The following is a 14,654-nucleotide window of genomic DNA, read 5'->3' as shown; positions in this document are numbered from 1 at the left end:
TGTACACCCTCAGGGATTCGAACCCTGGACCCACTGATTAAGAGTCAGTTGCTCTACCAACTGAGCTAAGAGTGCATGCTTGCTTTCTCGTTTGCGGGTGCAAAAGTAGTCCTTTTATTTTATCTAACCAAATAAATCTACCTTTTTTTACGATGGAATCGGCTTTTTTTATTCAAACTCATACAATTCAGAAGGGGTGGTACGTTTCAATGCACACAATTGTATATCTTTTCCTGCGATGATTCCTTTCTCCCTCAACTTCCATTCCACGGTCTTGTATGCCAATTCAGGATGGTTGTTGTCTTTGCTTAGGTGGCAAAGCCAGACGTACTGCAGGTGTTCCGTTATGTTCTCCGCCAGAAATTCGGCAGTGGCTATGTTGCTCATGTGGCCGGTGCGGCTGGCGATTCGTTCCTTCAGGTATGGAGGATAGGTTCCCATGCGCAGCATTTCTTCGTCGTAGTTGGCTTCCAATATGAGGTAATTCGCTTTTTGGATGTATTCTGCGGCGGTAGGTGTTATCTCACCAAGGTCTGTGAGGAAAGAGAAGACCTTTCCGTCTATCTCGATGCAGTAGCCTACATTGTCCGTACCGTCGTGGGGCACTTCAAACGATTCGATGCGGAAATCCTCCAGTTGCATGGGCTGTTGCTTCTCCAAGTAGCGGGCGGAGGTATGCAGTTTTTCTGTCATGCAATAGCTTTTGCTTATGCCTTCGTGTATGCGGGCGGTGGTATAGATAGGGATGTTCAGTTTCTCGCCCAGTCCGCCTACGGCTTTGATGTGGTCTGCATGGTCGTGGGTCACAAATACCGCACGTATCATCTCCATGCCGATGCCTGCTTCCTTCAATCCTTTCTTTATGGTTCGTGTTGCAATGCCGGCATCGATAAGTATTCCGTATTTCTCTGTACCTATATAATAACAGTTGCCGCTGCTTCCGCTGGCAAGGCTTATAAATTTTACTTTCATTTTTGTCTCATTAATTAGTAGATGTGTCAAAACATGCATTTCGCTTTCTTTTAGGCACGGATTACACGGATTTGCATGTTTTTTTCTTGATTAATCCGTGAAATCCGTGCCTAATATCTATTATTCCATTATCCTTTTCTTATGTTGATACATCTTCTTTTTGAGGCGCAAATATACTAAAAGTACGCCAATATATTAAAAAACTACGCCTTCTTCTTTTTGTCAAGGTATTCGGTGGTCTTGGCGAAAACAAGCAACGCTATCGCCGCAGCCAATCCGATGCCGGCAAAGTAATACCAGATGTAATGTGCATGAGTACTGGCGGCTTCCCACGCCTCGCGCGTCTCAAACAGCGCCGGGTCGGGACAATATTTCGTCAGCAGCACGCCTGCCAGTCCGAATCCGAAGATGGAGGAGAGGAACGAGTCGAGATGGCTGAATCCGAGATACATCCCCTCTTCGCCTTTGGGGGCCTGCAAAGAGAAATACTCCAGGTAGCGCGGTGAGATGAAGCATTCTGCCAAAGCCTGCACCACTATGCCCAGTATCATCATCAGGGTGATGTTGCTTACACCCGCAATAAGGTTGCCTCCCAGCAGATTGCCGCACGCCATCAACAGCGCCGAAACCGGAATCAGGAACATCCCGATGCTCATGGAAGTGATGGCGCTGCGTCTTGCCATCAGGCGGGTAACGAAATTTACGCAGCAGACTACCACAAACGGATTCACATTGGCAATCCATCCCGGTTTTGCCGTTTCGCCCGCCATGCGTATCACGTATTTGGGCATTGTGGCATACAGCTGTTGCTGCACCATCCAGAAGCCGGTCACGATGAGGATAAGCATCAGCAAGCGCCAGTTGGTCATGATGCGCAGGAAGCCTTGCCCTATTTCGCGCATGCTTTTGCCTTCGCCTGCCGTGTGTGTCGATTTATACAATAGGATGACAGCCAGCAATGCTACAGCCGTCATGACTGCCGAGAAGTAATTGATGTAGATATATGCCTGGTCACCGATAAAGTTCCGCAAGGGGTCCACCACCGACTTTCCGGTGAAAGAGCCGATGTTCACCAGCATATAGAAGATGGAATAGCCTCGTGCGCGGGTTGCCTCCGTGGTCTCTTTGGCCACCGACCCCGATATGATGGACTTGATGAACGAACCTCCCACCATGATGATGAACAGGATGGGGGCAATCATCCACCGGCTGTCGCTATCCGGCAGTCCGCAGAAGCGGGTGGTCTCTCCATACTCCACCAATCCTGCCGCTTCCAGCAGCGTAGGGAGTACTCCCAGGCCCAGATATCCGACTGAGAGCAGCGCGAAGGCGATAATCATCGACTTCCGGAACCCGATTTTGTCGGCATACGCTCCCGTGAAGATGGGCAGCAGGTAGAGTCCGCCCGAGAACAAGCCGGAAATCATGCTTGCCTCAAAATCACTGAAGCCTAAGATGTTGGAAAGATAGAGTGTGAGAACGATGAATATGGCATAATAGGCCATGCGCTCCAGCAGTTCCACCGTACTGCTTACCCAGAAAGCCCTGCTGAAGCCTTTGGAGGATGTCAAGGGTGATTTTGTCATTCTTATGATTGTTTTTGGTTATGATTCTTATGGTTACGGCTATTTTCTTAAAAACTCGCTCTTCTTCCTGAACAGGCAGTACAGCTTCCAGCGCAACGACTGCATCGGTTGCAGGAGGTCGAACAACGGCAGGCTGAAGTAATACCTGCGCTCCTCATCCAGCTCCTTGGCCGTGCGGTTTACGACAACTGCCTGCACGGCGAAACGCAGCAGGAAAAGCAGGAAGGCAACACCCGCCGTCAGCCAGTGCAAGTGAGCGATGCCGATAGCCAAAGCGCTTGTCCATGAGGCGTGGAACGCCAAACATGTCAGAGTCTCCAGCCCCGCCAACTGGCGTTGCATGCCCCGATAGTGGCGTGCGGTGGAGGCATAGCCTATTTTTTCTTCCCGCCACTCCTTGCAACGCGGTACGGGCTGCATCCGCACGATGGCCTTTGCGTCGGTCTCTACGCGTGTGTTGTCGGCGTTTGCCACTTGATTGATGAACAGGTCGTCGTCTCCCAGTTGCAGGTTGAGGTGTGCCGAAAATCCTTTTTGTTTGTAGAACAATTCCTTGCGGTAGGCCATGTTGCGTCCGATGCCCATGTAGGGAGCACCTGCCAGGGCGAAGCCCAAATAGCGCATGGAGCCGAACAGGTTGTCGAATGCCACCTGTTTGTGCAGCCATCCTTTGCGGCGTTCGTAGCCACTGTAGCCCAGAACCACTTGGGTGCGTGGGGTGAAGTTTCGTGCCAGCAGCCGCAGCCACTGGTCGCTTTGCGGCAGACTGTCGGCGTGGGTCATTACCAGCCAATCATATTTGCTGGCCCTGATGCCAAGTGTGATGGCAAGTTTCCGTCGGCTGATGTAGCGCGAAGAGTCGGGTACGAAGCTGTGGTAGAGGTGCGGATACCGCTCTCCGAGCGACGACAGGTAATCTTCGCTTCCGTCTGCATCCCCATCGCTCACAACGATGACCTCAAACTGCGGATAGTCTTGTTCCAATATGGCGGGCAGGCTGCGGCGCAGGTTTTCCACCTCCTCGCAGGCGTAGATAATCACCGATACGGGAGGCACTTCTTGCGTGAAGTGCACGTCGCCCTGCTTCAGTGCCCGGTTGCGTGCGCAGATGCGGTTGTAGAGGCAGAGATAATAGCAAGTCTGGATGATGAACAGGAAGCCCGCCAGGGCGAGCGACAACTTTTCTGTGGTATCAAATACAAATGTTTCCATGTGTCATAAGACGTTTTTCGGATTGCAAAGATAACGCTTTTTCGTGTTTTTTCTCGCAATTCAGTCCTGTTTTGGCTCTATCGCTTCATCAGGAGGCTTACATCACCAAATCCTTCAGCAGCACCTTGCCTGCATTTCTGTAATACTCTTTCCGGGCATCCAGCAATGTTTTCCATTGGCTGTTGAAGGTGTGCTCCTTATCTATCTTGAAATCTTCGGAGCCGTGGGTGTCCAGCTTGTCCAGCAGGAAGGCTACGTTCAGTTTGTTGGTATCGATGGAGGGCTGATAGGCGATGTCTTCGCTCTTGTTGTCGGACACCACTTCGTGCAGCAGTCCCACTTCCTGCAATTCATAAAGGGTGTCGTGCGTCAGGCGGATGGGAATCTGGCACTCTTCCGAAAGTTGATCGGCGGTGTAGGGAGGAGCACCCTGTTCGAAGCGCTTGGCGATGAGCGACATGACCAGCAACACGATGAAGTCGCTGTAGCGGCGACTGATGTTGCGGGCATCCTTTTCAAAACTGAAATTGCGCACGTTCTGTCCCGCGTATGTCAGCTCCACCCCGAAGAGGCAGATGGTCCACGATACTTGCAGCCACAGCAAGAAGAGCGGAAGGGCGGCAAAACTGCCGTAGATGGCGTTGTAGCGCGACACCCACAACTGGCTGCTGATATACAGGAATTGGAATGCCTGATGCGCCGTTCCGGCGAGTATGCCGGAGATGAGCGCATGTTTCAGTTTCACCTTCGTATTCGGCATAAAGATGTAAAGGCCTGTGAACATGCACCAGGCCAGCACAAACGGGATGAGGCGTACCATGAACTTGCCGATGGGGGCAAGCAGGGCGAAGTTCTCCACATTCTTCACCATCGTGCTCATGAAGATGGAAAGACCGCCGGAAAGCACAATCAGGATGGGCATCAGCAGCAGCATGGAGAAGTAGTCCGTTATCTTGCGATACATGCTGCGCGCCTTTTTCACTTGCCAGATGCGGTTGAAGGTGATCTCCATGTTGTTAATCAGGTTGAGTACCGTCCAAAGCAACATCACCAGGCCCACACCGATGAAGACGCCGCTCTTGGTCTGCGACAGGTAGGAATTGACAAATTGTAGAATCACCTCCGTGGCCTCCGTCTGTCCACCAAACCCGTTCACTACCTGGCTCTCCATCAGGTTGTCGAACCCGAAGCCGCGTGCGATGGCAAACAGGATGGCAAGGATGGGGACGATGGCAAGCAGCGTGCTGTAGGTCAGTGCAGCCGCCTTGTTGGCAATCCGGTCTTTGGCGAAGCGGTTGATGCAGAGGTAGAGGGTCTTTATGATGTTGTACAACGAAAAGGTGGTATGGGGTACTTCATCCTCCGTGATACGCCAGATGTCGTAGGTGAGGAATTTCCAAAGGGAAGCGATGCGGTTGTTCATGTAGCTGTCAGCGTATTTTTTTGAAAGAATTGTCGGAAGTCATTCAGGACTTATCACTTCGATTCACTCTCTTAGAGAGAGAAAGCGGATAGTCCCCTTCACACAAGTTGGAGTATCAGCCTTTAACTCCCGAATAACTTCCGATAACTCCTTATCAGTCTGTAAAAAAATAAAAAGTAAAACAGTCGGCCTATAAGCCGGGTTCTGTACCTCATTGTATTGAACAAATCCGGACGGAAAATTTTCATTTTCCATTCTTCATTCTTCAATCAGAAGTGTCTGCCATTTATCTGAGCCGCATGTCACCATACAGGCTTTAGCGGTCCACCCTCCGACATGGAGCGAGCAGCTCTCGTAGCGCCGGTTTACATGACCTTACAACTCCCAAGACGCACGGCTCTTGTGTCGCCACAAGACCGGTGAGCTCTTACCTCACCTTCTCACCCTTACCGCAGCCCGGAAGCTGCGGCGGTTCTTTTCTTCTACGTTACTCCACCCTCGCGGACGGCTTTCTGTTAGGAAGTGGGATGCTCTCTGTTGCCCGGACTTTCCTCATACGCACGAAAGGCGCAAGCGGCAGACCGGCCAACTGCTTTACGGGCGACAAAGATAAGGAATATAAATGAAGAATGAAAAATTATTTGCGTTATCCCACGGTTCATTTAAAGTCGTTTTCATTTTTCAGACGCGGATTTAATGGATTGGGCGGATTATTTATTTAGCCGATAAAAATGAAATCCGCTTTATTCGCTCAATCCGCGTCTGAAAATAAGTGTAAGGCCTTTTTTCGATTCAATCCAGTTCGGCTATAAGTCACTTTGATTCTTGATAAGTACGCTAACTCCCCTAAAGAGAGATTGTGTAATCGGAAATATTTACATGGGGTATTTCTCTTCCGGAAATTTCTTTCTCCCTCGTCCTTCCGGTCATCGTCTTATCCGGTCCTTGTCTGCTTCGTAGTTTCTTCGGTGTTTCTTCGGACGTTCTTCGGACATTCTTCGGTCCTAGGGAGTGGAGTTTGTCCGAAGAACGTCCGAAGCCGAATAGGCCCTGATATGGGTCAGTCAGGGAGCGGATAGGGAGAACGGAGAAGAAAGTGGAGAAGACCGTTTTTTCACCGTGACGTGTCGGTTGCGAAAAGAGGAAGAAAAAATAATTTACATTTTTTGAGGGCTTGTCGGTGCCCGGTGTGCCGCCACGGCTCCCATTGAGGCTGACTTCCATTTTCCGAGTAAGGAATGGGGCGGATAAGGCGGATGATTCAGCGGGTAAAATACAATCCGCATAAGCTTTAACTGAAAAAATCGAGGGAAAATAGATTGGATAAAAACTTAAATGAAGCTAAATAAAAATTAAATAGGCTATAATGTTTAATTTTTAATTAAAAACTTGTAGCTTTGCTGCTATTAATCATTTTCAAATTCAGTTCCTAATGAAAAAGCTTATTCTCTTTTTGCCTTTTTGGCTGATATCCGTCTTTGGAGCCTTTGCTTCGGAAACGGGCGACCGTCTTCTTCCGGCGGATGTGGCGCAATTGAATGATAGTTTGAAACAACGTTTCGCTCCCGACCGACGGACAGACCTGTTCGACGTGGACTACTCTTTTTCAGGCCGAAACGTGATGCTGCGCGGTGTCACCACCTCGGCAACGGCCAAGGAGGGCCTGCTCGACGGACTGGCAAGGCGGGGCTATCGGGTGATGGATTGCCTGCAACTGCTTCCGGATGAAGCGGCACTGGAAGGAAAGACGTATGGTATTCTCAACGTTTCGGTGGCAAACCTTCGTGTCAGTCCCGATTTCTCGTCGGAGATGATGACGCAGGGACTGATGGGGATGCCGGTGCGGGTGTTGCAACACGACGGCTGGTATCGCATCCAGACCTCTGACCGCTACATTGCTTGGGTGCACCGGGTGGGTGTTCATCCCGTCACACGCGAGGAGCTGGATGCCTGGAACAGGGCCGAGAAGATTGTGGTGACTTCGCACTACGGGTTTGTCTATTCGCAACCGAAGGAGAGTTCGCAGACCGTCTCCGACGTGGTGGCGGGCAATCGCCTGAAATGGGCGGGGACGAAAGGCGCGTTCTATAAGGTGGTCTATCCGGACGGTCGTGAAGGCTATATCTCCAAATCCATCTCGATGCCCGAGAAGCGGTGGCGTGCGGGCCTGAAGCAGGATGCCGCCAGCATCATCGCCACGGCGCATACACTGATGGGAGTTCCCTATCTGTGGGCGGGGACCTCTTCCAAGGGGGTGGATTGCAGCGGATTTATGCGTACCGTCTTGTTTATGCACGACATCATCATCCCGCGCGATGCTTCCCAGCAAGCATACGTGGGCGAACATATCGACATCGCTCCCGATTTCTCCAACTTGCAGCCGGGCGACCTGCTGTTTTTCGGTCGCAAGGCCACTCCGGAGCGCAAGGAGCGGGTGGTGCACGTGGGCATGTATATCGGCAACCGGCGTTTCATCCATTCGCAGGGGGATGTCCGTGTCGGCAGTTTCAGCCCCGACGATGTGCTGTTCGATGCATACAACCTCGACCGATTGTTGTTTGCCGCGCGTGTGTTGCCTTATATCAATAAGCAGGAGGGCCTGAATACAACAGACAAGAATCCGTTTTATAATGTGATAGAGTGATAATGTGATTATGCAAAACAGAAGAGACTTTTTAAAGACTGCTGCCTTTGCCGCACTTGGCTCAGGTTGGGCAGTCAATCGCGTATTTGCCGGAGGAAACGAGGTTCCCTCTTTGTTCAACGTAAACAGCAGGGCGGGAGCGACGCCCAAGCTGAAATTACGCTTCTTTCCCTATGAGCTGAGGTTGCGTCATGTCTTTACGGTGGCCACCTACTCGCGTACCACTACCCCCGACATTCAGGTCGAAGTGGAGTATGACGGCATCATCGGATATGGCGAAGCCTCCATGCCCCCCTATTTGCAGCGCGAGCTAGGTACGGTGGACAGCGTCATGGCTTTCTTGAAGCGGGTGCAGGATATCATCGGACAATTCACCGACCCTTTCCAACTGGAAGACATACTGGCCTATATCGACACCCTGTCGGAAGGGGATTCGGCGGCAAAGACGGCGGTGGACATCGCGTTGCACGACCTCGTGGGAAAATTATTGCAGGCTCCTTGGTACAAGATTTGGGGACTGGACAAGGAAAAGACGCCTTCCACCACTTTTACGATTGGCATCGATACGCCCGATGTGGTGCGTGCAAAGACCAAGGAGTGCGCCGACCGGTTCAATATCCTGAAGGTGAAACTGGGGCGGGAGAATGACAAGGAGATGATTGAAACCATTCGTTCCGTGACCGACCTGCCGATAGCCATAGATGCCAATCAGGGCTGGAAAGACAGGCAATATGCCCTCGATATGATACACTGGCTGAAGGAGCATGGCATTGTAATGATAGAACAGCCCATGCCGAAGGAGCAGTTGGACGACATCGCATGGGTGACCCAGCACAGCCCCCTGCCGGTATTTGCCGATGAGTCCATACAGCGCCTGAAGGACGTGCCGAGGCTGAAAGGGGTCTTTACGGGCATCAATATCAAGCTGATGAAATGTACCGGTATGCGCGAGGCATGGAAAATGGTGACATTGGCGCGCGCATTGGATATGAAGGTGATGGTGGGCTGCATGACAGAGACTTCCTGTGCTATCAGTGCCGCCGCCCAGTTCTCTCCGGCTGTGGACTTTGCCGATTTGGACGGCAGTCTGCTGATTGCGAACGACCGTTTCAAAGGTATGGAAGTGGTGAAAGGTAAAATAACGTTGCCCGATTTGCCGGGCATTGGAGTGGTGAAGTTATGAGAAAGTTATTATATGTCTTTGCTTTGTTTCTGCTTGCCACGGCATGCGGTACGAAGCCCGTGGGTAAAGTCGATAGTGAGTGGGACGAAGAGTTGCACCGGCGCTTGTTGACGGATTTCTGTCTGACGGAAGCCCAGGTGAAAGAGTATATCCGCAAGTACATACCCGATGTCACGGACGAGCAGATGCGCCGGTGGGAGGCGTCCAACGCCTTGGAGTGCATGACACTGGACGGCGAGAAGCGTTACTTCCGCAATGCCGGCCCCAACCTGTTTCGGGTGGACCCTGCTTGTTGTGATATCAAAACAGCCAAGGAAGGCGTTGTGCAGAGCGGCAGCGAGAGGGTGAATGTGGAGCACCTGCCCGAAATCATGGCTGCCGTGAAGCGGGAGGGGAAGGCGCTTGTCGCTCCGAAGCGTATGCGCGTCACCTATACGCTGACGGTAGATACTAATGCGGTGCCTGCCGGCAAGATGGTGCGTTGTTGGTTGCCCTATCCTCGCAAAGACCATCCGCGCCAGCAGGATGTCGAACTCATCGCTACCAGTGAAGAGGTGTATTCGTTGTCTCTGAGCGATTCCCGTCACAGTACGTTGTATATGGAGAAGCGTGCCGTGGCAGGTAAGCCTACCGTGTTTTCCGAGACATTTGAGTTTACCTCTTACGGCGAGTGGCACAACTTGAAGCCGGAAGACGTGCAGCCCTACGACACGACTACCGCCCTCTATAAAGAATATACCGCCGAGCGCGAGAAGCACATCCGCTTTTCTCCGCGTCTGCGCCAACTGGCTGCCAAATTGACAGCCGGAGAGAGCAATCCCTACCTGAAGGCGAAGCGCATCTTCCGCTGGGTGAACGACAATTTCCCATGGGCATCCGCACGCGAGTATTCCACCATTGAGAACATACCGGAGTATGTGCTCGACCATCGGCACGGCGATTGCGGGCAGGTCAGCCTGCTGTTCATCACGCTGTGCCGCATCAGTGGCATCCCGGCGCACTTCCAAAGCGGCTTCATGATGCACCCGCATGCGTGGAACTTGCACGACTGGGCGGAAATCTATTTCGAGGGGGTAGGTTGGGTGCCTGTGGACCAATCGTTTGGAATTCCCACTTTTGCCCGCGATGCCGAAGAGGAGTACTTCTTCTTGGGTGGTATAGACTCTTGGCGCATGATTGTGAATACGGATTACGGCATGCCGTTGCTTCCTGACAAGAAATATCCTCGCAGTGAAACGGTGGATTTCCAGCGTGGCGAAGTGGAGTGGGAGAGTGGCAACCTCTATTTTCCGCAATGGGACTATCACATGGAGATTGAATATCTGAATTATTAGTATAAGGGAGTTATCGGGAGTTAGAAGGAGTTGTCACTTCGGGCTTCTAACTCCCGATAACTCCTTCTAGACAACTCCTTTCTTTTCTTCTTGCAGCCTATTTGTCAGTTCTTTAACAATCAGTAATAGTACACAAATGCTAATTTGTCAGTCTTTGTCGTTAACCGCTGTTAAGCCCTAAATATCCTCTGTTAAAAGAGGACAAAAAAGAATGACAAGCGGAATAAGTGTGCGTTTTTTGTTGTTATTTTAACGTCAGAATGTTAAACGAAATATGAATATTAACAATTAAAGAATAAAATTAGTATGAAACAGACAACAAAAAACATCCTTGGAGTTGCAGCAATTGTGGTCCTCAGTTCGGGGATAGCAGGGGTTACTACCTATAAGATGCTCCAAAAAGAGAGACCCGCTGTTTTTAGCGAGATGTTTGTGCAGAATCCTCATGTGCGTATGGCTGCTTATGATTCAGCGAATGCACAGCCGGTAGATTTGACGCAGGCCGCCGAAAATTCAGTTCATGCTGTTGTACATATACGTTCTACGCAGGCTTCTAAAGTGCAAGAAGTAGAGGTGCGTGACCCGTTTTCGGAAATTTTCGGTGATATTTTCGGACGTGGGGGTACGCAGAAACGTCAAATTCAGACTCCTGAACGCACAGGGTTCGGTTCTGGTGTTATTATCTCCAAAGACGGATATATCGTGACGAACAATCATGTGATAGCCGGAGCCGATGAAATCAGTGTGACGCTGAATGACAACCGCCAGTTTAAAGGGCGCATCATCGGCACGGACGAGGAGACGGATTTGGCGCTGATTAAAATTGAGGGAGATGAGTTCCCGACAATTCCGATAGGCGATTCCGATGCTCTGAAAGTAGGTGAGTGGGTGCTTGCCGTGGGCAATCCCTTCAACCTGACTTCTACGGTGACGGCAGGTATCGTCAGTGCAAAGGCACGTGCTTTGGGCATGGGCGATAAGAGCATCGAGGCTTACATCCAGACGGATGCCGCCATTAATCAGGGAAACAGTGGAGGCGCGTTGGTCAATGCTGCCGGTGAATTGGTGGGCATCAACGCCGCTCTGTTCTCTCCGACAGGCTCCAATACGGGTTATGGCTTTGCCATCCCCACCAGCATTATGAAAAAGGTGGTGGCCGACATCAAGCAGTTCGGCACGGTGCAGCGCGTTAAGTTGGGAGTGAGCGTGACTACGCTTACCGAAGAGCCGGGTGATACTCAAATGACAGATAAGAGTGGCAAGAAGTTTAGTGAGGTGAAGAGCGAGGCACGCGATAAATTTGGTGTGGTGGACGGTCTTTGGGTACGTGAAATCGTGGAAGGCGGTTCGGCTGCCGGTTCCGATATAAGCGTGGATGATGTCATCATCGGCATTGACAACAAGGCCATTCACCGGTTTGCCGACTTGCAGGAAGCTTTGGCTAAACACCGTCCGGGCGACAAGGTGAAAGTCAAAGTGATGCGTCAGAAGAAAGAAAAGACGATTGAAGTGACCTTGAAGAACGAACAAGGTACTACGAAAGTGGTGAAAGATGCAGGAATGGAAATTCTGGGTGCCGCCTTCAAGCCTATATCTTCCGAACTGAAGAAACAATTGAATCTGGGCTACGGTCTGGAAGTGACCGGTGTCACCAACGGCAAGATGGCTGATGCAGGTATCCGCAAGGGCTTCATCATCCTGAAGGCAAACGGGGTGCCGATGAAGAGTGTGGATGATTTGGAGAAGGTGATGAAAGAGGCTCGCAAGTCGCCGGAACAAGGTTTGTTCATTACCGGTATGTTCCCGTCGGGTAAGCGTGCGATGTATGCGGTCGATTTGACGGAAGAATAAAAAGGATGTAATAGGTAAGAAGATTGTAATAATAGCTAACAATGACGAAAAAGGGTGCCGGTGCAATATACATATCGGTGCCCTTTTGTTATTTAGGAAGACAAGGGACAATGTTGGCAAATTTATTTCCTTGTCGTTTGAAATCACGGCTCTTCATTTAAGGGGTTAAAAGGAGTTATCAGCCGACCGGTCGGCTTAGGAATGAAAGCCAATACTCCCAATGGCATTATGTCAGGCGCATCGGTTTTATTTCCTGACGAAGCGAGGCGAAATGATAGCTGCTTTAATTCCCGTAAATGGAAAAGCTGTTGTTCGAAATATAAATAAGGTGAAAAAGTTACGGCGGAATTATTGTATCAAAATAAATTGTCGTACCTTTGCAATTCAAATCTGTGTTATAAGAATGAGACAACTTAAAATTACCAAAAGTATCACTAACAGAGAGAGCGCTTCTCTTGACAAGTATTTACAGGAAATCGGTCGCGAGGACCTTATTACAGTCGAGGAGGAGGTGGAACTCGCTCAGCGCATCCGCAAGGGTGACCGTGTTGCATTGGAGAAATTGACACGTGCTAATCTGCGTTTCGTTGTATCTGTAGCTAAGCAGTACCAGAACCAAGGCTTGAGTTTGCCCGACTTGATTAATGAGGGCAACTTAGGTCTGATAAAGGCTGCCGAAAAGTTTGATGAAACACGTGGTTTCAAGTTTATCAGTTATGCGGTGTGGTGGATACGTCAGTCCATTTTGCAGGCATTGGCAGAGCAGTCGCGTATCGTGCGTCTTCCGCTGAACCAGGTAGGCTCGCTGAATAAAATCAGCAAGGCATTCTCCAAGTTCGAGCAAGAGAACGAGCGCCGTCCCTCTCCCGAAGAGCTTGCCGAAGAACTGGAAATTCCCGTTGACAAAATCTCTGATACCCTGAAGGTTTCCGGTCGTCACATCTCTGTGGATGCCCCCTTTGTGGAAGGAGAAGACAACAGCTTGCTTGATGTGCTGGTAAACGACGATTCGCCTATGGCGGACCGTTCTCTGGTAAGTGAGTCTCTTGCGAGGGAAATTGATAGAGCTCTTTCTACGTTAACCGATAGGGAAAAGGATATCATACAGATGTTTTTCGGTATCGGACAACAGGAAATGACATTGGAGGAAATCGGTGACAAATTCGGCTTGACCCGTGAACGTGTGCGCCAGATTAAGGAAAAAGCAATCAGAAGATTAAGACAAAGTAATCGTAGCAAATTGCTCAAATCTTATTTGGGATAAATAAGAAATATCAGTTTCCGACAAATAGAAGGCATTAAAAAACGTACGTCTTTAGCAGGCGTACGTTTTTTTTTATACCTTTGCCCCGTGCGTTTCTGCGCATTATCGCATTATTGACATTAATTAATTAACTCAATGAAATACATTCGTACATTTTGTGCCGCGGCGCTTGCCTTTGTGTTGTGTTCGGCTTTTACCCTGAAAGGGAAGGAAAAGGAGAAAATTGTATATGCTTTCGGGATGGCAGCTTCGTTCAACGATTCCATAGTCTATTATACGGAAATCCAGGTGCTGGATAGTGTGAAGCTGGACAAGAACGGTTTCTTGCCCCATCGCGAATTATATACCTATCAGTTTAAAAACTACCTGGAGTATGATCTGAATAAGCCGGATTACACTTGCATGATTTATTTTTCGGACAATAAAGGCAAGCTGGAGAAAGAGGCTGCCAAAGTGCAGGGTAAGTATGGAAAGAACGATGGGGTGGTGTTGCAGGCAGTGAAGCCGGAATCGTTCAGTTTTAGCAAGCCGCAAGAATGATGCGGATAAATGATGACCATATCGTTAATTTGTAAGTCCTTTGCTTATGCGAACCAAATTATATCTATTGCTCTTATTCTTTTTTCCGCTTGTATGGACTGCCTGTGAAAATGGTGATGGACCGGAAGGACCGGAGGAGCCGGCGCTGGAAGAGATGCGTACGGTGCTGGTCTATATGGCGGCGGACAACAGCCTGGCTAAGTTTACCTTTGGGGATTTGGATGAGTTGAAGGCGGGATGGTTGCAGATGAAGAATACTTCGGGCATGCACCTGTTGGTATATATCGATACCGGCACGCCCCGTCTGGTGGAACTGGAGAAGAAGGGAACCGAGGTGGTGGAGACGATTGTCAAGGAGTATGAAAAACGCAATTCGGTGGGCGTTGCTGAGACGCAGGAGGTGTTTGATGACGTGTTCAAGAATCCCCTCTATCAGGCAGGCAGCTATGGGTTGATTTATTGGTCGCATGGCGACGGGTGGATGCCCTATCCTGTTCCTTCTTCCCGTTGGGTGGGGCAGGACACCGGTAACGGCGACCACCGCATGAATATAGCTGAACTGACAGAGATATTGCAGAAAGCTCCTCATTTTGACTTTCTGATGTTTGACGCCTGTTTTATGCAGAGCATTGAAGTGGCGTATGA

11 protein-coding genes, 1 tRNA gene and 1 other RNA gene are annotated in these 14,654 nt (G+C 50.1%); 7 read left to right on the top strand and 6 right to left on the bottom strand.

Annotation, left to right across the window (positions count from 1 at the left end; all coding sequences use genetic code 11):
• Positions 1 to 2: 2 nt before the first annotated feature.
• The 6 genes from K2G43_RS12365 to rnpB form a co-directional block, all read right to left on the bottom strand.
• Positions 3 to 75, bottom strand: a tRNA-Lys gene (locus K2G43_RS12365).
• Positions 76 to 168: 93 nt separating this feature from the next.
• The gene (locus K2G43_RS12360; RefSeq protein ID WP_297643024.1) at positions 169 to 972 is read right to left on the bottom strand and encodes an MBL fold metallo-hydrolase; all 804 of its coding nucleotides are present in this window, start codon (positions 970 to 972) and stop codon (positions 169 to 171) included.
• Positions 973 to 1,175: 203 nt separating this feature from the next.
• Positions 1,176 to 2,558, bottom strand: coding sequence for an MFS transporter (locus K2G43_RS12355; RefSeq protein ID WP_300155667.1), 1,383 nt, complete (start codon positions 2,556 to 2,558; stop codon positions 1,176 to 1,178).
• Between the two features lie 39 nt (positions 2,559 to 2,597).
• Positions 2,598 to 3,770, bottom strand: coding sequence for a glycosyltransferase (locus K2G43_RS12350; protein ID WP_297643019.1), 1,173 nt, complete (start codon positions 3,768 to 3,770; stop codon positions 2,598 to 2,600).
• Between the two features lie 97 nt (positions 3,771 to 3,867).
• Positions 3,868 to 5,193, bottom strand: a complete 1,326-nt coding sequence (locus K2G43_RS12345) for a YihY/virulence factor BrkB family protein (protein WP_297643018.1) — start codon at positions 5,191 to 5,193, stop codon at positions 3,868 to 3,870.
• Positions 5,194 to 5,370: 177 nt separating this feature from the next.
• Positions 5,371 to 5,786: RNase P RNA component class A (rnpB, locus tag K2G43_RS12340), an RNA gene on the bottom strand.
• 839 nt (positions 5,787 to 6,625) lie between these two features.
• Between rnpB and K2G43_RS12335 the strand changes: the two genes are divergently transcribed.
• The 7 genes from K2G43_RS12335 to K2G43_RS12305 form a co-directional block, all read left to right on the top strand.
• Positions 6,626 to 7,837, top strand: coding sequence for an NlpC/P60 family protein (locus tag K2G43_RS12335; RefSeq protein ID WP_300155662.1), 1,212 nt, complete (start codon positions 6,626 to 6,628; stop codon positions 7,835 to 7,837).
• Between the two features lie 10 nt (positions 7,838 to 7,847).
• Positions 7,848 to 9,020: a dipeptide epimerase gene (locus K2G43_RS12330; RefSeq protein ID WP_300155659.1), complete on the top strand. Its 1,173-nt coding sequence runs from the start codon at positions 7,848 to 7,850 to the stop codon at positions 9,018 to 9,020.
• Positions 9,017 to 10,354: a transglutaminase domain-containing protein gene (locus K2G43_RS12325; protein ID WP_297645283.1), complete on the top strand. Its 1,338-nt coding sequence runs from the start codon at positions 9,017 to 9,019 to the stop codon at positions 10,352 to 10,354. Before K2G43_RS12330 ends, K2G43_RS12325 begins: the two co-directional genes overlap by 4 nt.
• Positions 10,355 to 10,660: 306 nt before the next feature.
• Positions 10,661 to 12,205 carry a trypsin-like peptidase domain-containing protein gene (locus K2G43_RS12320; RefSeq protein ID WP_300155656.1) on the top strand — a complete coding sequence of 515 codons (1,545 nt, stop codon included), beginning with the start codon at positions 10,661 to 10,663 and terminating at the stop codon, positions 12,203 to 12,205.
• A 403-nt stretch (positions 12,206 to 12,608) separates the two neighbouring features.
• On the top strand, positions 12,609 to 13,469 hold the full coding sequence (locus K2G43_RS12315) for an RNA polymerase sigma factor RpoD/SigA (RefSeq protein WP_297645526.1): 861 nt from the start codon (positions 12,609 to 12,611) through the stop codon (positions 13,467 to 13,469).
• Between the two features lie 135 nt (positions 13,470 to 13,604).
• Entirely contained in the window at positions 13,605 to 14,009 is a 405-nt protein-coding gene (locus tag K2G43_RS12310) for a hypothetical protein (protein ID WP_300155653.1), read from the top strand.
• Positions 14,010 to 14,055: 46 nt separating this feature from the next.
• Positions 14,056 to 14,654 (top strand): clostripain-related cysteine peptidase (locus K2G43_RS12305; RefSeq protein ID WP_300155650.1); only part of this gene is annotated, 599 nt, incomplete at its 3' end.

It is taken from the genome of Bacteroides sp. (assembly GCF_029057325.1).
GTDB lineage: Bacteria > Bacteroidota > Bacteroidia > Bacteroidales > Bacteroidaceae > Bacteroides.
This window is presented reverse-complemented; position numbering and strand designations above follow the sequence as displayed.